Source organism: Paenibacillus sp. IHBB 3054 (genome assembly GCF_051594305.1).
Taxonomy (GTDB): domain Bacteria; phylum Bacillota; class Bacilli; order Paenibacillales; family Paenibacillaceae; genus Paenibacillus_AQ.
On the sequence record NZ_JBOFBG010000049.1, the window covers coordinates 34,163 to 55,323 of the forward strand.

21 protein-coding genes are annotated in these 21,161 nt (G+C 51.3%); 11 read left to right on the forward strand and 10 right to left on the reverse strand.

Going from position 1 to position 21,161, the window contains the following annotated elements:
* Positions 1-31: 31 nt before the first annotated feature.
* Positions 32-790, forward strand: coding sequence for a MerR family transcriptional regulator (locus ACQ76X_RS31955; protein WP_438497791.1), 759 nt, complete (start codon positions 32-34; stop codon positions 788-790).
* 75 nt (positions 791-865) lie between these two features.
* Here the strand turns inward: ACQ76X_RS31955 and ACQ76X_RS31960 are convergent, their stop codons facing one another.
* On the reverse strand, positions 866-1,030 hold the full coding sequence (locus ACQ76X_RS31960; protein ID WP_438497792.1) for a hypothetical protein: 165 nt from the start codon (positions 1,028-1,030) through the stop codon (positions 866-868).
* Between the two features lie 254 nt (positions 1,031-1,284).
* Here ACQ76X_RS31960 and ACQ76X_RS31965 point away from each other — a divergent pair, with 254 nt between their 5' ends.
* Positions 1,285-2,103: a methyl-accepting chemotaxis protein gene (locus ACQ76X_RS31965; RefSeq protein ID WP_076113530.1), complete on the forward strand. Its 819-nt coding sequence runs from the start codon at positions 1,285-1,287 to the stop codon at positions 2,101-2,103.
* 19 nt (positions 2,104-2,122) lie between these two features.
* Here the strand turns inward: ACQ76X_RS31965 and nudK are convergent, their stop codons facing one another.
* From nudK to ACQ76X_RS31985, 4 genes are all read right to left on the reverse strand, one after another.
* Positions 2,123-3,085, reverse strand: a complete 963-nt coding sequence (gene nudK, locus ACQ76X_RS31970) for a GDP-mannose pyrophosphatase NudK (RefSeq protein ID WP_438497794.1) — start codon at positions 3,083-3,085, stop codon at positions 2,123-2,125.
* A gap of 39 nt (positions 3,086-3,124) precedes the next feature.
* The gene (locus tag ACQ76X_RS31975) at positions 3,125-4,333 is read right to left on the reverse strand and encodes a MerR family transcriptional regulator (RefSeq protein ID WP_438497795.1); all 1,209 of its coding nucleotides are present in this window, start codon (positions 4,331-4,333) and stop codon (positions 3,125-3,127) included.
* A gap of 444 nt (positions 4,334-4,777) precedes the next feature.
* The gene (locus ACQ76X_RS31980) at positions 4,778-5,824 is read right to left on the reverse strand and encodes a stalk domain-containing protein (protein WP_438497796.1); all 1,047 of its coding nucleotides are present in this window, start codon (positions 5,822-5,824) and stop codon (positions 4,778-4,780) included.
* A 95-nt stretch (positions 5,825-5,919) separates the two neighbouring features.
* Entirely contained in the window at positions 5,920-6,348 is a 429-nt protein-coding gene (locus tag ACQ76X_RS31985) for a MarR family winged helix-turn-helix transcriptional regulator (RefSeq protein WP_438497797.1), read from the reverse strand.
* 120 nt (positions 6,349-6,468) lie between these two features.
* On the opposite strand from ACQ76X_RS31985, the gene ACQ76X_RS31990 reads away from it, so the two are divergent.
* A complete protein-coding gene (locus tag ACQ76X_RS31990; RefSeq protein WP_438497798.1) occupies positions 6,469-7,056 on the forward strand; it encodes an NAD(P)H-dependent oxidoreductase in 588 nt (195 codons plus the stop codon).
* 69 nt (positions 7,057-7,125) lie between these two features.
* Here the strand turns inward: ACQ76X_RS31990 and ACQ76X_RS31995 are convergent, their stop codons facing one another.
* On the reverse strand, positions 7,126-7,674 hold the full coding sequence (locus ACQ76X_RS31995; protein ID WP_438497799.1) for a hypothetical protein: 549 nt from the start codon (positions 7,672-7,674) through the stop codon (positions 7,126-7,128).
* Positions 7,675-7,943: 269 nt separating this feature from the next.
* Between ACQ76X_RS31995 and ACQ76X_RS32000 the strand changes: the two genes are divergently transcribed.
* Positions 7,944-8,810 carry an SDR family oxidoreductase gene (locus ACQ76X_RS32000; RefSeq protein WP_038597919.1) on the forward strand — a complete coding sequence of 289 codons (867 nt, stop codon included), beginning with the start codon at positions 7,944-7,946 and terminating at the stop codon, positions 8,808-8,810.
* Between the two features lie 163 nt (positions 8,811-8,973).
* Here the strand turns inward: ACQ76X_RS32000 and ACQ76X_RS32005 are convergent, their stop codons facing one another.
* From ACQ76X_RS32005 to ACQ76X_RS32015, 3 genes are all read right to left on the reverse strand, one after another.
* Entirely contained in the window at positions 8,974-9,645 is a 672-nt protein-coding gene (locus ACQ76X_RS32005; RefSeq protein WP_438497800.1) for a hypothetical protein, read from the reverse strand.
* A gap of 91 nt (positions 9,646-9,736) precedes the next feature.
* Entirely contained in the window at positions 9,737-10,327 is a 591-nt protein-coding gene (locus ACQ76X_RS32010) for a hypothetical protein (protein WP_438497801.1), read from the reverse strand.
* A gap of 94 nt (positions 10,328-10,421) precedes the next feature.
* On the reverse strand, positions 10,422-11,510 hold the full coding sequence (locus tag ACQ76X_RS32015; RefSeq protein WP_438497802.1) for a UvrB/UvrC motif-containing protein: 1,089 nt from the start codon (positions 11,508-11,510) through the stop codon (positions 10,422-10,424).
* Between the two features lie 204 nt (positions 11,511-11,714).
* On the opposite strand from ACQ76X_RS32015, the gene ACQ76X_RS32020 reads away from it, so the two are divergent.
* The 6 genes from ACQ76X_RS32020 to ACQ76X_RS32045 all read left to right on the forward strand — a co-directional run bounded on the left by ACQ76X_RS32020 (position 11,715) and on the right by ACQ76X_RS32045 (position 18,711).
* Positions 11,715-12,521 carry a MerR family transcriptional regulator gene (locus tag ACQ76X_RS32020; protein ID WP_438497803.1) on the forward strand — a complete coding sequence of 269 codons (807 nt, stop codon included), beginning with the start codon at positions 11,715-11,717 and terminating at the stop codon, positions 12,519-12,521.
* A 201-nt stretch (positions 12,522-12,722) separates the two neighbouring features.
* Positions 12,723-14,711 (forward strand): FAD-binding protein, encoded by a 1,989-nt coding sequence (locus ACQ76X_RS32025; protein WP_438497804.1) that lies wholly within the window; start codon positions 12,723-12,725, stop codon positions 14,709-14,711.
* Between the two features lie 199 nt (positions 14,712-14,910).
* Positions 14,911-15,603, forward strand: coding sequence for a DUF6033 family protein (locus tag ACQ76X_RS32030; protein ID WP_438497805.1), 693 nt, complete (start codon positions 14,911-14,913; stop codon positions 15,601-15,603).
* Positions 15,604-15,677: 74 nt separating this feature from the next.
* Complete coding sequence (locus ACQ76X_RS32035; protein ID WP_438497811.1) at positions 15,678-17,090, forward strand: hypothetical protein; 1,413 nt, start codon at positions 15,678-15,680, stop codon at positions 17,088-17,090.
* 79 nt (positions 17,091-17,169) lie between these two features.
* Positions 17,170-17,451: a hypothetical protein gene (locus ACQ76X_RS32040; protein ID WP_438497806.1), complete on the forward strand. Its 282-nt coding sequence runs from the start codon at positions 17,170-17,172 to the stop codon at positions 17,449-17,451.
* A 423-nt stretch (positions 17,452-17,874) separates the two neighbouring features.
* The gene (locus tag ACQ76X_RS32045) at positions 17,875-18,711 is read left to right on the forward strand and encodes an EcsC family protein (protein WP_438497808.1); all 837 of its coding nucleotides are present in this window, start codon (positions 17,875-17,877) and stop codon (positions 18,709-18,711) included.
* A 122-nt stretch (positions 18,712-18,833) separates the two neighbouring features.
* Here ACQ76X_RS32045 and ACQ76X_RS32050 read toward each other — a convergent pair whose 3' ends face one another.
* Positions 18,834-19,145, reverse strand: a complete 312-nt coding sequence (locus tag ACQ76X_RS32050) for a putative quinol monooxygenase (RefSeq protein WP_340896028.1) — start codon at positions 19,143-19,145, stop codon at positions 18,834-18,836.
* 343 nt (positions 19,146-19,488) lie between these two features.
* Between ACQ76X_RS32050 and ACQ76X_RS32055 the strand changes: the two genes are divergently transcribed.
* Positions 19,489-21,006, forward strand: a complete 1,518-nt coding sequence (locus ACQ76X_RS32055; RefSeq protein WP_438497809.1) for a nitric oxide synthase oxygenase — start codon at positions 19,489-19,491, stop codon at positions 21,004-21,006.
* The last annotated feature ends 155 nt before the right edge of the window (positions 21,007-21,161 follow it).

Here is a 21,161-nt window from a genome sequence, read left to right on the forward strand (position 1 = left end):
ATTATCAGGTATGCAGAGAGGTGAACGGCAGATGGTTATTTACAAACCGGCTGAAATTGCCAAGGCGCTTGGCATCAGCACCAGTGCATTAAGACATTACGAGGCTTGGGGCGTGGTTCCGCCACCGGAACGGGCTCCGAACGGCTACCGGTTGTACACCGGGCTGCATATGGCGTATTTCCGTTGTCTTCGGTCCATGGTTCCCGGCTTTGGCTACCCGCTGACCTATGAGGTGCTTCGCCATATTCAGAAAGGGGAGCTGGACACTGCCTTATGGCTGGTAAGCGCCGAGCAGGCCCGATTGCAGGAAGAGAAAGTCACTGCGGGCAGAACGCTTGCCTTGCTGCAGGACCCCGGACTCCATCCGGTTATGGGCAAAGGAATGAAGCATAAGATGAGCATCGGAGAAGTGGCGGCTATCACGAATGTGCAGACCTCCGCCATCCGGCACTGGGAGAAGGAAGGTCTGCTGTCCCCGGAGAGAAATCCGGAGAACGGCTACCGCCTGTACACTCCGGTGCACGCAAGGCAAATCATGCTGATTCGAACGCTTAGAACCACGGTGTATTATTTGGATAAGATGAAAGAGCTGGTGCAAGCCCTGGAGCAGAATAGTGTGGAGAAGCTGAAGGAGGTTACAGTGGAAGCAATGGTCAAAATTGACCGGCGCAACCGTCAGCAATTTAACGGAGTGCATAAACTGGTGGAGTTATGTGTAGAGGCCGGATTCATGGACGGGAGTGAGGTTTCGCTCACGCTGACCAGGCCAACTTACAATAAAGATCATTAAGGAATAAATAGAAGCGCCGAAGCCCCAAAGGGTGTCTCTGACGCTTCTTTGTGCTTTGTTGTGGAGGGCAAAGATTTATAATTCCCTGCTGCGTCTCTGATGGGAATCAGCATAGGCGGTGCGGCGGAAACCGGGATGGACGCCGGACAGATCCTCGATGGCATCTACCGCTTGTGCAGCAAGGGCGGACGGGTGTAACTCATTATCAGGAAGAGCACCTGATGAATTCGTCTCTTTCATGTTCGCAGTCCCTCCTCGTATCATTGCACGGTCTAATCAGTCTCTCAATTATTACCACATTATTTTTTTTCTTAAACCCGGAGCAGCTTATCAATCAAGATGTCTTTCATTCTTGTACACATGACTGGGATCGGTAGGGCTGGATAATTAAAAAAAAACTAATGAAAATTCGATATATTAAAAGTAAGGATGAATATAGCTTGGGAGCAGTATTTGCATTGAGCCCGGGTTCAGCAATTAGGGGGACATAGAAAATGAATAAGGTGGATTCACTTGAGAATATTGTAGCATTAATTCCGGTGCTCAAAGCAGCCGTTCCGGCGGACCTGTCTATCGCAATATGCGATCTGGAGAAATTTATTGCTTATTGGCCGGGGGAGGATATTAATCTGAATATTAAAGTAGGGCAATCTCTGCATCCGGAAGAGCCGCTGACTGGGGTTATTCAGAGCAATATCCCGCTGAGAGCCGAGGTGCCTGCGGAGTTTTACGGGTTTGAGTTCACGGGGACGGCTACGCCGCTTCATGACCGGGAGGGGCAGGTCATCGGGGGGATAGCAGTGCAGCTGAGGCGTCAGAGTGAGCTGAGGAAGATATCGGATCAAATCTCAAGCTCGCTCACCCAGGCCGCCGCAAGGCTTAGTGAGGTAGCGGAAAGTTCCAATGAGCTGGCGGGTTTCACCCAAAAGCTGCTGGGGCTTGCACTCCGCACCGGGGAGCAGGTGAACGAAACTGATCAGGTGGTCTCCATTATCAAAAATGTTGCCAGCCAGACGAACCTGCTCGGTATCAATGCGGCCATCGAAGCCGCCCATGCCGGAGATAAAGGCAGAGGATTCGGTGTTGTCGCGGGTGAAATCCGCAAGCTGTCGAATGAAACCGTGAATTCTACCAAACGGATTCAAGGCACATTGCTGTCGTTCAAAGAGGCAACGTCGCAAATGGGGACTTCCATTGAACGCATTGCCTCAATTATTCAGGAGCAGGCGGAGTCCTCCGAGCAGATGTCCGCGTTCATTGATGAGATTCAGGGAATGTCTGAGAAGCTGAATGAGTTCGCTAAGAAACTGTAGGCTTTAGGGGGACAGCATCTTACATATGGCATAAGGAAGTGTTCGCATTCTCTAACCCATACAGGATTCTTTTCCCGCTCTCCTTGGCAATCCGCACCATTTCATCAGCGCCTTGGGAAGGCCCGCCGATCCGCAGGACGGCATCGCAATGGCCGAGCAGCCGCACGGAGGAAGGGTGGAACATTTCATTGAACACCTCGTCGCCGATGGCTGTTGAGCCTGCCGCCTCCATCAGCGGCAATGCGTACCACTCGCCCAGCACCGGCAGATGGCCGAGCCTGTACACCAGCAAGGCAGCTTCATTCATGGCTTGCAGATTAGCTGCAATTAATGCCGGATCGTCTCCGGTACCTGAGCGGTAGGGACCGGCAATGAGGATGTGCAGAGGTTTCGGCTCCTCCGGTTCGACCAGCCGGTGAAGCTTCGCATGCTGCAGCAAAAGAATGGTCTTGGCATCCCTGATCTCACCGCTCTTCACCAGCTCCATCGCTTTGCCAAACGGAAGCTCCAGCACTTCGATGTTCTCCTGTTCCTCATCCAGTCCGCCGCCGCGCCCCGTCTTCATCTCGTCGGAATATTCCGCGACGAATAAATGCAGCATCTCCGTTACCGAGCCTGGCGACATATACACTCCGCCGATGCTGTGCACCTCCGACAGGCGGTAGCCGGTTTCCTCCTCGGCTTCGCGCTGGATGCATTCTTCCGGGCTGTCCTGATCCAGCAGTCCGGCGCAGGCTTCGATCAGCATGCCGGATGCATTACCGTTAATATAGGTCGGCAGACGGAATTGCCGGGTCAGGACAACCGTCTGCTTCTTGCGGTTGTAGAGCAGAATGGCAGCGCCGTTACCGCGGTCATAAGCCTCGCGCTGCTGCTCTTCCCAGGTCCCGTCGCCGCTCCGGTAATCCAGGGTGTATTTCTTCAATGTATACCAGTTATCTGATAGCAGGTCAATTTGCTTGATTCGCACGTTAGGGTTCATAGGTGAAGCCTCCTTTTTTTGTTGTATCCAGCCGCTCCGTCATAGTTTGCGGCATGTAAACACGCCCATATCCTTGGCAATGACCAGGCTTCCCTGGTCCGCCATCTTACGCTCTACAAAAGCCATAAATTGTTCCAGCGTCTCACCCTTCAGCACCTTGCCCGCATTCATGGGCGTAGAGGTCATATAGCTGATCAGCGGACCGGTTTCCGTCACAACGAGAGAGTCCGGATAACGTTCAACCCGTGCAGCCGGGAACCAGGGCTGCAATAGCTTTGCGCCATTATCCAGGTTGAATTGTTCCAGCGTGTCATCCAGTACCCGGAGGGCTGGATCGAATTCGCGGGCGAGTTCTTCCATCTCCCGCAAATGCCTGCTGCTCATCGTGGAGGCGAAGAAGCTTCCCCGGGGGCTGAGCACTCTGGAAATTTCCGCGAATGCAGGCGTCAATTGCTCCACATGGTACAGCATGTGATTGGCAATCACGATCTGAAATTCGTTATCCGCAAAAGGCATGGCCATAACATCGGCCTGGCGGAACTGAAATCTCCCGGCAGCTGCCCCAAGTGCGCTGCGCGCAGCTTCCAGCATCCCCGGGGAGGCATCAGCAAGCGTGATCTCCAAGCGGGGCGGAATCCGCTCCTGGTTTCGAACCCAAAGAGCCGCATCGCCGCAGCCGATATCCAGCACCCGCAAAGTAAGGGTAGAGGATGAACGCAGTTCCTGCGTTGCCTCCAGCATGTATTCAAAGAACCAGCTGTGCCACCCTTGCGGATTCGTACTGAACTCATCATACAGCCGGGTTCGCGCCTGAAGCCGGGCGGCATTCTGATACTGCCGGCCCCAATCCCTTTCCGTGCGGATCATGTGGATGATCCGGGCCAGCTCTTCCCAGTCCGCTGCCTGCTCTTGTTGCTCCACATAGTCCATAGAGGCGTCGATGGCCTGGACCACACTCTCCATATGATCTATTTTCTGGCGGATAAGCTGCTTCTGGAGCTGCAGAGCGCTGCGCAGATCACTCCCGCTGCCGATCTCCATCACGGTGCTCATTTCTTCCAGGGAAAGCCCAATGAATTTAAGCACCGAGAGCTTCTGGAGTCTGGCGATATCCTCCTCGTTATACAGGCGGGTGTCTCCTTCGAAATGAGAGGGCTTCAGCAGTCCGATCCGGTCATAATACCGCAGCGCCCTGACGGTCACCCCGGTTATCCGGGAGATTTGTCCGGTGGTTAAGCCTTTGTGCATCCTGTCCATCACCTCAACTTTGCGGCAGAATAACAATCATTACTTCAAGTATAACGGGTGACGTAACGTCACCTGCAAGAGATAAATTCATTTGGAATGAAGTGAACCAGCTTATTCACCCGTTATATAGAATGAACTTGAAACTAGAAGAAAGGGAGCGGAGCGACGGAGGGGGATTTTGGAACTGTAGGAGCGATAGCGACCGCCTTTGTCTTCGGATTTCAACCGCAAACAGCGGTCATAATCAAGAAATCGGAAGACAACAGCGGCCGGAAGCCCAAATTTTCACCGTAGTTGCGACTGAACCTTTACTCTAAACTTTTCAGTTCAATCTATATATTGTGATTTTGTTCGCTTAGTGCTGCCAACGGCGAAAAGACAACACCCCCTCAAAGGGCGCAGTAAGGATCTAATTCATGCGCCTTGGAGGGGGTGTTAATTGTTCTATAGAATTCTGCGGGCAGTCACAAACCGTTTTCTCCACTGGCCGTCAAAGGCTTCAACGTGAACATTCAGGTCTTTGGAATAGGTATGCAAAATCTGATTGTTTCCGGCATAGATGGCCACATGGCCGATATCGAGGCCGCGTGCGCTGAAGAACAGCAAATCACCTTTGCGCAAGGAGTCGATGCCGACTTTCTTGCCCTCTTTGGCCTGGTCGTAGGATACGCGCGGAAGCTCAATGGACAGGGTGTCCCCGAATAATCGCTTCACAAACGAAGAGCAGTCAAAGGTTTTCGTCTGATCCGGAGAAGCCCCGAATTCATACGGGGTGCCTAGATAGGTCTTTCCGTAAGATATCAGCGCATCGGCCTGCTTGTCCAGCAGAGAAGCACTGGTATAATCGCTGTATTTCGGTTTCGCCGATATGTACCCTCTTTGGTTGTCTTCGGTCCGCACTTCCAGCCATAAAGCGTTAACCTCACGGATCACATGAACCTTCGCACCGCTAGGCAGCATTTCTGACTGGACGGAGCCGCTTTGGGCGTCCGGGGCACTCCGCAAGTTGACACCCCAGAGGATGGAGGTTTCATAGGTTATTGGAGAAAAGATCCGCACTGACTGGGTGACCGGCTCCCATGTTACGCTGCTTCCGAGTGCTTCGCTGACGAAGCGCAGTGGAATCAAAGTGTAGCCATCCGTAATTTGGCCGGGAACATCCAGCGTGAGCGATTGCCCGTTCAACTGGGCGGTGGTATCCCCGATGCGGTAGGTTAGCTTTTTGTCACCCTTGGTGGCAGTAACGATCTTTGCCGTGTTATTCCAATTCAACTTGGCCCCTTGCTCTTCGAACAGTCCGCGCATTGGAACCAGCACAGCGCCACGTAGGCTGACCGGCGGAACCTCGGCTTGGAGCTGCCTGTCGTCCAAATAGATGGAGATCTTCTTCGGCGTGATTTGCGTCTGGGTCACCGTTTCTGCATGAGCAGAAGCCGAGTAGAAGAGGGACAGGCCCAATAAAGAGAATAGTACAGTTTTGCTTTTCGTCATGTATTCATCACCTTACTGATAGATTTGATTCTATACAGTTGGACGATGACAAGCCGAAATGGTTTTGTGTTAAATGTTGGTAACGGAACTTCCGCTCAATAAAATACTTTCTCCTGCAGCAGATCGAGCGCGCGCTCGATCTCTTTGCGTTCCTCTGCTGTAACATGTGCGAGGCGGTCAGCAAACCGGACGGCAATGTGCAGGAAGGCCTCGTTCATCATGGTTTCGCCTTCAGGAGAGAGGGTGATGCCCTGCTTGCGCCGGTCGGCGGGATCGGTGATTTTGTGACATAGATGTTTTTCGCTTAATTTCTTCAGCTCACGGCTCGTGTTGGGCATGGACATATGCATGCAGTCGCTGATTTCGCTGAGCGTGACGGGCTGGCTGACGGCAATGTATTCAAGAATTTTATACTGAACAGGCGTTAGTGCCTCGGATTTCACGTCTTTGGAAATATCGCTTGTTATTTGATGGACAGCGGTGGTGAAAGTCACGAATTTCTGGAATAAATTATTCTGGTCCATAGGATCACCTCTACATGACACCATAGCAAAATAATTATCAAAAAACAATTATCATTTGACAACTAAATTCGGGGTATGTTACTCTTTTGTTATCAAATGATAAGTAAAGGGGCAGCGCATATGAACACACTGGTTATCTATACACATCCGAATCACAAGAGTCTCAGTTATGCTTTTTTGCAGGAAGTGATCCGGGGGAGCAAGGAGAATGGCAAGATCAAGGAAATTAAGGTGCTGGATTTATATGAGGAAGGTTTTGACCCGGTGCTGGTCTTTAATGAGCACAAACGCAGGAGGGATATGCATAGTGATCCGGCATTGGCGAAGTACAGGGAACAGCTGATCTGGGCGGACCAAATCGTGCTGGTCTACCCGATCTGGTGGGGACGGCCTCCGGCAATGCTAATGGGCTATATTGATCAGATGTTTGCTTCGGGATTTGCGTACAAGGATAAGGGCGGGCTTCTGCCGGAAGGGCTGCTGAAGGGGAAATCGGTGGTATGTGTATCCAGCATGAAAGGTCCGGCGCATTATCCGCTGCTGTGGCTGAATAATTCGCACAAAGCCCTGATGCGTAAAGCGCTGTTTAACTACGTGGGTATCCGCAAGGTGAAATTCTTCGAGTTCGGCAGCATGGAGAGCCCGCGGGGCAAGCACGCGAAGAAGCTTGAGCAGGTGTACCGCTATTTCAAGACGGTCAGTGCATAATCCGCTCTCCGTTCTAAAAGATCACTCCCCGTGCCCGCCGGTCATTTGGCGGGCACGGGAGCCGGGCGATTAATCAATCGCCCGCAAACTCCAGTGATTGTCCGCGTCCTTCATGAAATAGTAGAACGAATTAGGCTCTTTTATTTCACCGCTGTCTTTAACTTTCCCTCTAATTTCTACGATTACTCTTCCTTCTTTATCTTGATCAACGGTACCTATAGTATCAAAATAATAATCTCTCCCGAACAAATACATAAATGCATCCGCGGACTGACTGTCTTTGAACACGCTGCGGAAGGCCTCCTCCTTTTTATTAGCCAAGGCCTCCAATGTTGTATTCAATAGATTCTTAATCTCCTCGTTAAATAAGGGATCTTCGAGCGTATCTAAATCTACAAACACACCTGTAGTAAAAGTCCCCTGAATGGGCTGAGGGGTAGTTGCGGGCTGATCAGTCGCTTGTGCGGTTGGTTGAGCCGTTGCCTGAGGGGATGCCGAAATCTCAGTTTCAGCGTTCACCGCTGGAGATGCAGCATTTGTGCCGGATTTATCACCACAAGATGCTATAATTCCAATTGTTAAGATTCCAGCCAACGAATAAACAATCAGCTTGTTCATGAATAACCTCCTAAAAGTTTTGTGAGCATAACATCCTTGAATCGACTTCGAACAAAACTCACTTCGGAAGCATGAGCTTCGGTATTTAATTATACAGACGCTATAAAAGCGGAGTAGTTCCCTTTTTTTTGCAAATAATAAAGGCTGGAAACAATATATTTGACATTTCGTCTACATGTAACTACAATAGTTACAGGATCAATGAAACCTCAACACAGCATGAAATACAATACGGCATTCAAATAAATATATCCAATGGAGGAATTAACATGACAATCGCATTAACGGGAGCAACAGGACAATTTGGTTCTATCGTGGCAGAAACCTTGCTGAAATCCGTACCGGCTGAGAAGCTTGTAGCCAGTGTAAGAAACCCGGAGAAGGCTGAGAGCCTGCGCGCTCGTGGAGTCGACGTCCGTCATGGTGACTTCGACCAGCCCGAGACGCTGGATGCGGCGTTTGCCGGTGTGGACCGGCTGCTGATCGTATCGGCAGACGGAGACAATGATACCCGGATCCGCCAGCACAAGGCAGCTGTTGATGCCGCTGTGCGAGCAGGCGTAGGTTACATCGTGTACACTAGCGTTGGCCATGCCGACAACAGTACCTTGTTCCTCGCTCCGGTGCACCGTGCAACGGAACAATTCATTATTGAGTCAGGCATTCCTTATGCCTTCCTGCGCAACAACTGGTATCTGGAGAATGAGATCGGCTCCATTCAAGCCGTTCAAGCCGGAGCCCCTTGGCTGACTTCGGCCGGCGAAGGCAAGGTTGGCTGGGCTACCCGCCGCGACTATGCAGAGGCAGCAGCCGTTGTTCTGGCTGGCGAAGGTACAGAGAACGCCGTGTACGAATTGTCCGGCAAGCCGGCAACTCAGGCAGAGCTGGCTGCAACAGTCGGCAGCGTGCTGGGCAAGGACGTTGCTGTGCAGCAGGTGGATGATGCCACCTACTCCAGCGTTATGGCCGGAGCGGGCGTGCCGGAAGCGGCGCTCCCGATTGTGGTCGCGATTCAAGCCGCGATCCGCGAAGGCGCTTTGGACATCGAGAGCGACGATTTCGGGAAGCTGCTGCAGCGTCCGCTCACGACGCTTAGCGAAGGTGTAAGTGAAATGTTGAACGGTGCGAAGGCGTAAACACTGGCCTGAACCGCACAAAGCCAGCCTGTCAATGATCAGGCTGGCTTGAATATACGAATAGGCTGCCCTCTGCCGGTCACATAACCGGAGGGCAGCCTATTTTTTGGATAACGTCAGCAATGCCATGCCGCATATCTGCATAGGTAGTTAACTTAACAGTTCATCGAAATCTGGCAAAATATGCCGCCCTTCTTTTAGCAGGCTTGATTTGGATAATATGTGGCGGATTTGCAATTCTGCGAACAACGATAACAAGTGCAATGAATAAGGCAATCCCGGTAAAAACCATTACCCAGACGGGATTAATCAGGCCCAGTAAAAAATAAAGAAGACGAACTCTAGCTTTCAAAATGCGGCCTTCCTGAATAGGCTCATTATGAGCATTGATTGAAAGTTGGGTCATAACAGCCCCTACCCCCAGAATTATAAGCACATAAAGTAAGGGTTTTAGGGAAGCTGTGACGCTTGTTAGCTGTTTTTTGTTAAATTTATATCCACTACCCATATGTATGTGTAATAGCGTGATGAAATCTTCGCGAATTTCAGGATCCGCAATTACGATAAAGTCAGTCTCTGTTTTCCCGAAACTAGATCTAGTTACAAAATTGGTAAACATCCCCTTTTTGTTTGAAGATACAGATTCGATATCTTTGATTGAAAATATTTTTCCATGACGGACTTCTGCCGGAAAATCCTCTCCCTTCGCAAGTGCTTGGACGACAAGTGCTTCATTCTCTTTCCCAATCTCTGAATAGACGTACTCCGGTGTCAAAATATGAAATTCTTCCGCATTGCTCTCGAACAGCTTAAAATCCTGGAAAAAATCGCTCATACCAACCTCCTAAATAATGTAATACATTATTTAATCGGAAGTTATTATAATAATTGTTAGTTTCTGTATCTGTATATTCCTTCATAAGGAACTATTTCATAGTAGTGGCTGCCTGCCCATCCAACAGTATGATTATCGTGGCTTTTCCTTCCTCATCATAGACTGTTGAAACCATATGTATGCCTCTGAGCGCTTCCCCCGAGAGCGAATTCAACTGCTTTACAGAACTTTTCACAAGTTGACGTGTTTCTGTATCGTAGTAATAATCCATATAATTCTCAGCATTCTCTATCGCATATTTCTCTCCATATAACTCTTTAATACCCGCATGGCTCATGCCGGCTTCAGCTCCTCTGGCAGTTCTATATACCCCTTGAGATTCTTTCCGCAGCGCGATGGATACGACCTTATCATCCCTGTAGATCACGCTCACTCCGGGATCATATGTATACGAATTCGGAATCCCTTTATTTCCGGTCCCCAGCACCTTCTCCGCATCCTTGCGGCTCATGCCGTAGCTGACGCGTTCCTTGCTGTTAACCGCCTTGTAGATGGCCATGTCCTGCTTGGAGAAAGTATCCGGCTCCATAGTGACGGGCTCGGCATTGCCGCTGCTGCATCCTGCCAGTACAAGAAGTAGAAGAGCTGCTGTTAATAAGGTATAAGTTCTTTTGAGATTCAATTGTTTTCCTCCTAGAATTTATTATTCTATAAAATATAGCAGAAATCGTACGAATCTCGATATGAACTCCGACGATTACATTCAGCCGTTTTTGTTACAGCTTGAAATAATTCTCCAGCAGTTCACGCACCGCCTCACGAAGAGACGATTGATGCTCTGGATGAAGCAACTCCTGGGGAACAAGGATGTAACTGCCGGAATTGCTTTTTAAATAGCTGTAGATGATTTGAGCTTCGTCAATTTTATGGCGGTTGACCGCTTCCGGCGGTTCCGGTGTCAACTGGGTGAAGGTCTCGGCAATAGCGGATTGGATGCCGGCCTGCAGCTGCGCCATATCCGGATGTCCGGTTTCCAGCTTGGCCCGGAAGAGAATGCGGCTGCCTTTAATCAGAATAAGCTTTAGAAGTTGTTCGTTTACCGGTTCCAGGACGACGATGTTCTGGTTCTCTGACGTGAAGCGGGTAACCTTCTCCTTCTGAAGCAGGGACTGGACAGCCCCGACATAGTCGCGATATTTGGCCGCCTCCTCGAAATCATATCTCTCCGCCGCCTCATCCATTCGCCGCTCCAGATCCTCAAGGATACCCGTGTCCTCTCCATTCAGCAGGGCGATGATCCGGTCGATAATGCCATTGTATTTCTCCAGCGCTTCTCCGCCTCCACACATCCCGATGCATAGGCCCAGAGAATGGTTGAGACAGAGCGTCTGTTTGGCATGCGGACTGCTGCAGAGGATCTTCTGGCATTCCTTAATGCCTTGCACCGCCCGTTCCACCGTGCTTCTGCTGGTAAAGGGACCAAAGGATAGGCTGTTCTCAGCCTGTCCTGGATCATAGCCCACTTCGAGCTGCCGGTAGGCGGTATCATTGCGAATGGTGATGTAGGTGTAGGCGAGCGGATTTTTCATTTTTTTATTGTACATCGGCTTAATTTCCTTGATGAGCTGGCACTCCAGCATAAAGGCTTCAAATTCCGTATCGGTCACCCTATATTCAAGATCCCTGATGTTGCTGACCAGCCGGTTTACCTTGGGAGAATGCCCCTTGGAATTGTAGAAGTAGGACTGAACCCTTTTCCTCAACTGCTTGGCTTTGCCGACATAGATGATATGGCCGAGGCTGTCCTTCATCAGATAGACTCCGGGCGATAAAGGGAGGGCTGCCACCTTTTCTGTTAGATTCATAGGCATGAAATCTCCTCCGCTGATTACGTTCTCTAGTAAATTCTAGTATAAACGATGCTATTGGCGGCGGCGACTGGAAAAGTCCGATTTCTGCTCTACGGTGTGAGAAATATGTCGATGTGATATAACCCACAAAGGCTCCCGTCAAAACCCCTTATCATTAAGGATATAAAATATAAATTTCGACAAAACTGGGGGGATTTCATGAAATATTCAATCGGCGAGTTCGCATCCATTCTGGGAATAACGGCTGATACGCTGCGGCTGTATGAGAAGCATGATATTGTCAGACCAATGAAGGATCATCATAACAACTACCGTTATTTCGATGATTTGGATGCCCGGAATCTGTTGTCCAGCCGGTGGTACCGCAGTATGCAGATTCCGCTTCAGGATGTCGCCGAGCTGATTAATGATGCGCCTTCGGAGCAGGTAGTGGAGTCGATCGCCGCCGCGCAGCTGCAATTGGAGGCGGAAATCAGGCGCAGCACGATGCTGCTGAACAAGATCAATGAGATCCATAAGGAACTGAAGGTGATCAGCCATTCTTTCTATAAGTGCCGGATCAAGCATCTTCCGGGAATATACAGAATCCAACAGACGAACAAAAATCATTTGCTGCAGAAGGATTGCCTGAAAAGAACGGTCCAAGCCTGGATGGAGCTGCTGCCCTTTACGTTCTATTCCTTCCGGATTGAAAATACGGAAAGTATCTACGGGAGCGCGGAGCTGGATTACAGCTGGGGCTTGGCTTTGCTGGAGGAGGATCAGGAGAAGCTTGAGGTGGGCCTGAATGAAAGTGTTGAATATCTTCAGCCGGCGACCTGCATATCTTCGGTGATTGCTACCTCTTGTGAAGAGTACATCGAGCGGAGTGCTTTTCAATTCATGCTGGATTATGCCGAAGAGCACCGCTATGCCATCACGGGTGATATTATCGGAAAAATCCTGTTCACGGAACGAAGGAGCGGAACGAACAAAACCTATCTGGAGATTAATATTCCTATCTGAACCTGCCCATTGGATGACAACCTGACTGCTGCGTCAAAAAGCAGAGGGTTGCCCGTTTTATCCCCCACTTTGAGAAAAGTTTCACATATAATTCATTGACCTTGGTGCTGCACCAAGGTTTACACTCTGGACATACGCATGGGCGGTCCGAGAAAAGAGAAATAAGGACGGCCACAAAACTATACTGGGGGCAAATAAGCAATGCGCAAGCTATCCATCACCAAAATGTTCATGTTATCGCTGTGCCTGGTTATGATCCTGTCGATCATCGGAGGCTGCAGCGGCAATTCGAGTGAGCCGGCCGCTTCGGAGCAGCCGTCTGCATCACCTGAAGCGACGCAGCCAACAGCCGATTCCAATGAAATCCCGGCTTCTTTCAAAGCGGGAACCTACAAGGCGGAAGCTGATGGCAAAGACGGCAAGGTTCAGGTGGAAGTTACACTGGACGCAGCCCAGAAGATTACGGACATTCAGGTCGTAAGCCAGAATGAGACGGCAGGCATCGGCGTTGAAGCTATCAATAAAGTGAAGGAAGAAATCATAGCCGGCCAAACCTTGGCCATTGATGCCGTCAGCGGCGCTTCCGAATCCAGCACAGCGATTCTGACCGCTGTTGAGGATGCGCTGAAGCAGGCAGGCGGAAATGTGGAAGCCTTCAAATCCAGAACTGTGGCCAAAGCGGGCGAAGGCAAGACAGAACAGCTGGCCGCCGATGTTGTCGTTGTGGGCGCGGGAGCCTCTGGCGTGTCTGCGGCGGTATCCGCAGCGGATAAAGGTGCAAAGGTCATTATTATCGAGAAGACGGCAACGATCGGCGGAGCGAGCAATTTATCCTGGGCGGGTAAATTCTACAATTCTTCGGCTGCCGTCAGCAGCGGGCTTAAGATCAGTGTGGAGAAAGAAATTTCCGACTGGATCGTCAATAACCATTGGCGTGTGGACGCGGCGGCCATCCGCCAGTATGTGACGAAGTCCGGGGATACCTATGATTGGCTGAATCAAAAAGGCTACAAAACCACCTTTATCAATTTCGCAGGTGAACAGCTGCATATGCTTCCGGCCTACGAGACCCGCCAGGACCTGCTCCGGGCCATGCTCGCAGAATCGGTGGAGAAAAAAGGCGGACAGGTGATCACAGAAACTACGGCCAAGAAGCTGATTACAGGTAGTAATGGAGAAGTGACCGGTGTAGTAGCCGAGAAGGCAGACGGTACAACGCTGGAGATTACCGGCAAAAGCATCGTGATGGCCACCGGCGGTTATGCCGCCAACAAGGAAATGGTTAAGGAAGCCTTCGGGTTTGAGGGCGTAAACGGCGGACTCGGCCAGAATATCGGAGAAGGCCTGGAAATGTCCTGGGCTGCCGGGGCCAAGGTTCCTGATAACTTCGGCGGACAAATGCTGCACCAGACGCTGGCCAGAGCAACAGAGAAGCTGAAGACACAATATGAGCCGTTTGAGGCCAGCTACCCGCTGATGCTCTCCTACCTGCCGAACTTTATGAATGTAGGCTCATCCGGGGCGAGATTCAGAGACGAAGCGGCTACGCTTACCGCAGTGGCAGCTGCCAATACGAGTGCATTTAACGGTGCTTATCATTATGTGATTGTCTCCAAGTCACAGATCGACGCTTTGAAGGCTAAAGGGATGAATGGTGTAAAAGCACCTAGTCTGCCGGGAATGCCGCCGGAATTCTACGCAACATTTGCGAAGCAGTTCACGCTGGAGAACCCTTGGAAGGATGCGGACATAGTCTTTGACTCCATGGTAGAGAATGGAGATGGCTATAAAGGCAGCACCATTGAAGAGTTGGCTAAAAATTCCGGAATGGACGCGGCTGTATTCGCAGAGGCCTTCAGCAAATACCAGGAAGCGACCAAGACAGGCGTGGATACTGAATTCGGCAAAGCGAAGGACTATCTGCTTCCTATGGGAGAAAGCGGTCCGTACTATGCGATTATTGCCGAGATCAACAACTTGGGCTCTGTCGGCGGATTGCTCGTCAATACCCAGTTCCAGGTGTTGAACGACAAACGTGTGCCTGTTAAAGGTCTGTACGCTGTCGGACTGGAGTCGGAAGGCGTGTTGTTCAACGATACCTATGTGGGTAACGGTGTCGGCATCGGCTATTCATTCACTTCCGGCCGTCTTGGCGGTGAAGATGCTGCCAGCAGCGCCTTGGGGAAATGAGTTTCCCCAATACTTTTCTGAATGAACCATTTCGGCTAACCGCCGGGGTGGTTTTTTTTTGCGGATTCAGCGCAGTTACGACTGGACTGTAGGGATTTCTTTTAGATTTTGCGTGGAGCTTGCACGGTTTAATAACTCTTTCTTATGCGCCGATAAATAGGGTATAGTGCATTGTTTATGCAGGAAGGAGGAATGCTGAATGAACATTTCAATATCCAGAGTTCAGCGAAGCTCAATAAAAAGACCACCGCAGTCCAAGATCAGGGATACCGCAGCAGCGCCCTCCCTTGGCTTCTCTGAAACCTTGGCTTCAGTTACGGCTATGACTGAGGAACAGGCGCAGAAGATTAGGGATATTTACGACTTTACAGTCAGTATCGAAACCATTCCGGCAGATGATAAGGACATTACCAAGCGAGGTACAAGCGGCAGCCTGCAGGAAGTGGTGGTGGCACCGAACATTCTGCATCTAATGAGCAAGGACCCTTCCATAAAGAAGAGGGTTTACGGTTATATTGATAGCTATATCCATGAAGATTTGAAGAGTCTGGCCCAGATGGAAGAGATGCATGGGGTCACAGTGACAGGGCACAGTCTGATTATACACAAAGATGGTACATATACAGTTTGGTCTGCATCGGTAGCCTCTCCCGAGGATGTGGAGAGAGGCAGACGAATCGAGGCAGACAAGCAAAAGGAAAAAGCGGAGCAGGCACATATTGCTGCAGTAGCGCGGAGTGAAACCGAATCGGCCATGCCGGGAGGGTACGGGAAGCAGCCTGTTACCCAGCCAGGGGAGCCGGCGCTTCCTGCTGCCATCAGAGCTTTGTCCTCCAGGGATTTGCTAAAGCTGAGTTTGCTGATCAGAAACAGTAAGTCAGACAAGGTGTAGTAGAACAATAGCCCAACCCTCCGCATAGCATATAGCACCATCTTGCTTGAGGAGGAAAGGGGGCGCCAAAGATGATGAGCATTCAGTTATCCGCGGTTCACTGGGTGTATCTGGTCTTTATTGTGTTTATTATGACGCTGCTGATCAGGCGGCGCGATACAACGATGATTTGTGTGACCGGAATTTTTGCCCTGGGGCTGCTTGCAACAAGTACGCTCAGCGGTTCGGTGTCAGGAATCTTCAATTCATTTGTCTATGCGACCAAAGAGCTGATGAGCACAATTATGATCATCTCCATTATTGTGGCCATGAGCCGGATACTGATGGTTACAGGCATTAATGAAATGATGGTGGCTCCGCTTACCCAGTTCCTGCGAACGCCGGCCATGGCCTACTGGGGGATCGGGCTGATTATGATGGTTACCTCGCTCTTCTTCTGGCCTTCACCAGCGGTGGCGCTGGTCGGGGCCGTACTGCTCCCGGTGGCTGTCCGGGTGGGTCTGCCCGTCCTTGGCGCAGCGATGGCGATGAATCTATTCGGCCACGGGATTGCCTTATCCGGTGATTATATAATTCAGGGGGCACCGAAACTGACCGCAGATGCCGCTGGCCTTCCGGTGTCTAGTGTTATGGAGGCGAGCCTACCGCTTGTTATAGTGATGGGACTGGTCACTACGGTCACGGCGTTCTGGATGATGCGCAGAGATCAGAGAAATGGAACCTGGAGAGACGGGCTGGTGTCGGTCAAAGGTTCTTCAGGCCCGTTGTCAGCAGGAGCGGAGGATACAGCTCCGGTATTGATGAGCCCCGGTCTGAAAAAAGGGCTGGCTATCGCCATCCCCCTGCTGTTCCTGCTCGATGTAGTCGCGATGTTTATCCTTGACCTGCAGGGTGGAGATGCTACGGCCCTGGTTGGCGGAACCGCCGTGCTGATCCTGATTACGATCACTTTGCTGGCCCATCATAACCAGGGGCTGGAGAAAATCACTTCTTACCTGATCGAGGGATTTGTCTTTGGTTTTAAAGTATTTGGCCCGGTCATCCCCATCGCGGCCTTCTTTTATCTCGGTGATTCGGCCTTCACCGAGCTGTTTGGGAACACGCTGCCCGGCGGCTCGCACGGCATCGTGAATGATCTTGGCGTCGCCCTTGCAGATCACGTTCCGCTGAATGGCGCGGTAGGAGCCGTAACATTAACGGTGATCGGCGCGATCACTGGCCTTGACGGCTCCGGTTTTTCCGGCATCTCGCTGGTCGGCCCGATTGCCCAGATGTTTGCCGCCGCGATCCATTCCGGCGCGGCGACCTTGACCGCCCTTGGACAGGTGGCCGCCATCTGGGTCGGCGGCGGCACGCTGATTCCGTGGGCGCTCATTCCGGCAGCCGCCATCTGCGGCGTCAGCCCGTTCGAGCTGGCCCGGCGGAACCTGAAGCCGGTGCTGCTGGGCCTCTCGGCGACGACGATTGTCGCCATGTTCCTGATGTAGATATTGTGCATAAGAAAACCTCCCCTTATCCATGCTAAAGAGGATCGGAAAGCGTGACAGAAGGGGGAGTATTCAACTTATGAGGCACTATGAATCCAGTTTGCGGACGAACAGCACGGTGGACCAGGCGCAAGATTCTGTGACCAAGCTGCATAACTCAGTAACGCAGGCTTTAAGCCATCCTAATGAACAGACTCTTGCCCAAGCCGAGAATAGTCTGGAGCATGCCGAGAATGCAGTCCAGCATGCCCCGGAGGGCTCGGTCGGCGGCCATGGTGTTGATCTAACCGAGGAAAGACTAAAGGATGAGAAGGAAAGGTTAGCCGCTCTGGAAGAGCAGCAGAGCCGGATTAAGGATTAGGAGCCCAGCTCAATGATGGTGTTTCCTAGGCAGTATGTGCAGCCGCAGGCATTTCCGGTGACTCTCCGGAAATGCCTGTTTGGCATGACCCGGGAAACGAATAGTAGGATGAGGGCAATCAATAGCCGTAAATTCGGTTATAAAGTTAAGAGACGGTCTGTCACACTCAGACTTGCTCGGTCCTATGCGAAACCGACAGCTCTCCTGGAGCGTAGAACTTTCTAAGTGAATAATTTTGAATTAAGGCGTAACTGTACCCAATGTATAACGCTCACAAAACTAAGTGTATGTCCAGAAGTCAGTTTTGTACGAAGTAGACCAGTGAAGCAATGCTCACAAAACTAAGCGTATGCTTTCGAAGCAAGTTTTGTACGAAGTAAACTCAGTGAAGTAACGCTCACAAAACTTTTAGGAGGTTACCCTATGCCGGAAATTGCTGAAGGCTTGCAACGCTTTGAAAAGGCTGCGGAGCTGCAGGCCGCGCTTGCCGTAATTGTGAAATGGGAAAAAGAGCAGAATAAGCTGATGATTTGGGACCGGATCACCCGCTTGCCGTTCAAGCTATTGGACAAAATCACGCCAAAGGTGATACACGAGAAGCTGGGCAAGCTGCTGGATGAACTGGGCAGTTATATCCAGAACGGGGGTAACTATCTGGTGGCTGGACGTAAAGTGGGCTCGCTCCTGGAGTCGTCCAGCCGGGCTGCCGGGGGAAGCGAGAAGGGACCGTTTCCGCTCGCTGTTATGGATGAAGCCGCACTGAAGCTGAGTCAGAGCAGCCGGAATGTAGCAACGGCGCAAGGGGCTACAACCGGGTTCGGGGGTTTCTTCACGCTTGCTGCCGATATTCCCGCTATCTTGGGCCTGTCGCTGAAGGTCATTCAGGAAATCGGTCTATGCTATGGCTATAATCCTACGGACAAGGCGGAACGGATTTTTACGGTGAAGGTGATGCAGTTCGCGTCTTCGGATATTGTGGGGAAACGGACGATTTTGCAGGAGCTGAATCTGCAGGCCGGAGGCAACGGCGATATCACCCCCGGAACGAATGCTGCCGTCTCCAAGATCCAGGGCTGGAAGGAGGTTATTACGGTATACCGCGATAACTGGGGCTGGAAAAAGATGCTGCAGGCCGTTCCCGTCGCCGGGATGTTTTTTGGCGCATATCTTAACCGGAAGGCGCTGGAGGATGTGGCTGAGGCAGCGCGGATGCTGTACCGCAAGCGTAGAATTATCGCCAGGCTGGCTGAAATGGAATAGATCAATGGCTATAGATATTTTTTGAATAGCTGAGTCGAGATACGCTAAAAAGGCAATGAATGCGGCCGTCGCAGGCTACGCTTATTGCCTTTTATATTCTTCACTAAAGGTTCGTCTGCGTTTTAATTAAACGACAGCCCTTTGCCTCCTACAGGCTTGAGCTTTGTGGACTCCACACCGGCAATCAGCGGCATGGCGCGCTGGATAGCCGCTTTGGTAGCTTCCAGGCTGAGCGAGGCCGCATGCGCCTCCGGATTGCTCCATACCTCGGTAACCCAGAGAATATCCGGTTCAGTCTCCGAGAAATTGATGATGTAAAGCTCACACTCTTCGACAGTCTCAGCAGCCGCCGCGCTTTCCAGCAAGATTTCTGCCAAAGCATCGCGTTTGCCGGGTTGTGCAGTAAATTTAGCGTACATCCCATATTTGCTCATATGTATCACTCCAGATTCCTATTTTAACATTAAATCCTAACATATAGCTTGCTCCCCTCTCCTGAAATCTACATAATGCCAACTGAAGGTTCCATACTATAATATACAAAATTAGGTTTTTTTCAGTTTATATTTTTATGAGCTGGCTGGTCTCCTGCATATAAGCATTCAAAGGATCGCCTGAGTCTCATTGTCCACAGCCTGTCCGATTCTTGCTTATTCCCGCAGGAGTTACTATGATTATGCTATTAACTTCAGGGACACAGGAATACAAATTCATCCCGCTTTGAGAAAAATATCACGAACATCCGGCAGAACCGGATCAAGCAAGGGAGTGGACGGTATGGGGAATAATGACTGCGGAGTTTTGCGCGAAGACTTAATAGATCAGGCCGAATCGTTCATCCGGTTATGCTACGGGGAGCTGGAGAAATCCGAGCCTGAGATCCTTGAACGGATGTCGGCCATACGTGAAGAAGTGCTGCAAAGCGGTACCTATAGGCATACCGAAGAAGAGCTGACACATGGAGCAAGGATGGCGTGGCGGCATAACAGCCGCTGCATCGGGCGTCTGTTCTGGCATACGCTTGAGGTGATAGACGCACGTGGGAAGGAAACCGCAGAGGAGGTGGCCGAAGCGCTGCTGGCCCACATGGAGCGGGCCAATAACGGAGGACGCATCCGTCCGGTGATGACCGTGTTCCGCAGCGGTGAAGATCCTGCGAAAGTGATCCGTATCTGGAATCATCAACTGATCCGTTATGCCGGGTATCCCGGGAATGCAGAAGATCCGCGCGCTGGCGACCCAGCGTCCGATGCTTTTACCTCGCTCTGCCGGAAGCTTGGCTGGCAAGGGACCGGCGGCGACTTCGATGTGCTGCCGCTCGTAATCAGTATCGGCGATGAACAGCCGTGCCTTTTCCCTATTCCTAAGGGAATCGTGCAGGAGGTACCGCTAACCCATCCGGAAATCGAATGTTTCCCGGAGCTTGGGCTGCGCTGGTATTCGGTGCCGATCGTTTCGGACATGCAGCTGGAAATTGGCGGGATCCGGTATACGGCTGCTCCTTTTAACGGCTGGTATATGGAAACGGAGATCGGTTCCCGCAATCTTGGTGATACCGGTCGCTATAACCGGCTGCCGGCTGTAGCGGATCTGCTTGGACTGGACCGTTCGACCAATACTTCGCTTTGGAAGGATAGGGCTCTGCTGGAGCTTAACCGTGCCGTATTGCATTCCTACAAGCTAGCCGGAGTAAGCATAGTGGATCATCATACCGCTGCCGATCAGTTCGTCCGCTTTCAGAAGCAGGAGAAGCAGCGGGGGCGGGAAGTATCCGGCAAATGGCATTGGCTGATCCCGCCGATGTCACCCTCGGCTACGCCAATCTGGAATGACAACAAGCTGAAAGAGCTTAACCTCAGCCCGCGCCTGGTCTACCAAAGTTCTGCTTATGCAGGGTGGCTGGAGGAAGCGGATGGTATGCAAAAAGGTATGCTGGAAGGTGTGCAGGAGGACGCGCTGGAGGGTACGCGAGAAGGTGCGCATGAGGGGGCACTGGAGGGTGCGCGAGAAGGTGCGCAGGGAGTGGCGCTGGAAGGTACGCAGGAAGGTACCCGAGAAGGTATCCAGGGAGTGGCGCTGGAAGGTACGCGAGAAGGTATGCAGGTGGGTACGCAAGAAGGTACTCAGGAGGGTATGCAAGAAGGTGCACAGGAAGGTAGGCGAGATGGCGCGGGGCATACCAGTTCTGCGACTGCGGCGGGCCTGGACATCATGGAGCATCAGAGCGAAGAAACTCCTGCTGAACCTGGACATCCAGCGGCGGAGATGGCCTGCCCTTTTCACCACCAGCAATAATTCCGACGGGCTATCAGTTTCCCGTTTTCTTTAACTGCATCTCATACACCTAAAAACCAGCATTTTGGAGCAGTAGGAGATAGCTGTATTCTGTACAATTATTTAGGCGTGATTTGGGCAAAACGTTGCTTTCGCCAATTTTAGTTGTAAGAAAT

Bases quoted from the DNA above. Each gene is read 5' to 3' on its own strand.
- nudK (WP_438497794.1), bottom strand. From the start codon at position 3,085: ATGAACCCTAACGTGCGAATCAAGCAAATTGACCTGCTATCAGATAAC.
- ACQ76X_RS32040 (WP_438497806.1), top strand. From the start codon at position 17,170: ATGAGGCACTATGAATCCAGTTTGCGGACGAACAGCACGGTGGACCAG.
- ACQ76X_RS32045 (WP_438497808.1), top strand. From the start codon at position 17,875: ATGCCGGAAATTGCTGAAGGCTTGCAACGCTTTGAAAAGGCTGCGGAG.
- ACQ76X_RS32025 (WP_438497804.1), top strand. From the start codon at position 12,723: ATGCGCAAGCTATCCATCACCAAAATGTTCATGTTATCGCTGTGCCTG.
- ACQ76X_RS32020 (WP_438497803.1), top strand. From the start codon at position 11,715: ATGAAATATTCAATCGGCGAGTTCGCATCCATTCTGGGAATAACGGCT.
- ACQ76X_RS31985 (WP_438497797.1), bottom strand. From the start codon at position 6,348: ATGGACCAGAATAATTTATTCCAGAAATTCGTGACTTTCACCACCGCT.
- ACQ76X_RS32030 (WP_438497805.1), top strand. From the start codon at position 14,911: ATGAACATTTCAATATCCAGAGTTCAGCGAAGCTCAATAAAAAGACCA.
- ACQ76X_RS32055 (WP_438497809.1), top strand. From the start codon at position 19,489: ATGGGGAATAATGACTGCGGAGTTTTGCGCGAAGACTTAATAGATCAG.
- ACQ76X_RS31975 (WP_438497795.1), bottom strand. From the start codon at position 4,333: ATGCACAAAGGCTTAACCACCGGACAAATCTCCCGGATAACCGGGGTG.
- ACQ76X_RS31980 (WP_438497796.1), bottom strand. From the start codon at position 5,824: ATGACGAAAAGCAAAACTGTACTATTCTCTTTATTGGGCCTGTCCCTC.
- ACQ76X_RS31965 (WP_076113530.1), top strand. From the start codon at position 1,285: ATGAATAAGGTGGATTCACTTGAGAATATTGTAGCATTAATTCCGGTG.
- ACQ76X_RS32015 (WP_438497802.1), bottom strand. From the start codon at position 11,510: ATGAATCTAACAGAAAAGGTGGCAGCCCTCCCTTTATCGCCCGGAGTC.
- ACQ76X_RS31960 (WP_438497792.1), bottom strand. From the start codon at position 1,030: ATGAAAGAGACGAATTCATCAGGTGCTCTTCCTGATAATGAGTTACAC.
- ACQ76X_RS32050 (WP_340896028.1), bottom strand. From the start codon at position 19,145: ATGAGCAAATATGGGATGTACGCTAAATTTACTGCACAACCCGGCAAA.
- ACQ76X_RS31955 (WP_438497791.1), top strand. From the start codon at position 32: ATGGTTATTTACAAACCGGCTGAAATTGCCAAGGCGCTTGGCATCAGC.
- ACQ76X_RS32035 (WP_438497811.1), top strand. From the start codon at position 15,678: ATGAGCATTCAGTTATCCGCGGTTCACTGGGTGTATCTGGTCTTTATT.
- ACQ76X_RS31995 (WP_438497799.1), bottom strand. From the start codon at position 7,674: ATGAACAAGCTGATTGTTTATTCGTTGGCTGGAATCTTAACAATTGGA.
- ACQ76X_RS32005 (WP_438497800.1), bottom strand. From the start codon at position 9,645: ATGAGCGATTTTTTCCAGGATTTTAAGCTGTTCGAGAGCAATGCGGAA.
- ACQ76X_RS31990 (WP_438497798.1), top strand. From the start codon at position 6,469: ATGAACACACTGGTTATCTATACACATCCGAATCACAAGAGTCTCAGT.
- ACQ76X_RS32000 (WP_038597919.1), top strand. From the start codon at position 7,944: ATGACAATCGCATTAACGGGAGCAACAGGACAATTTGGTTCTATCGTG.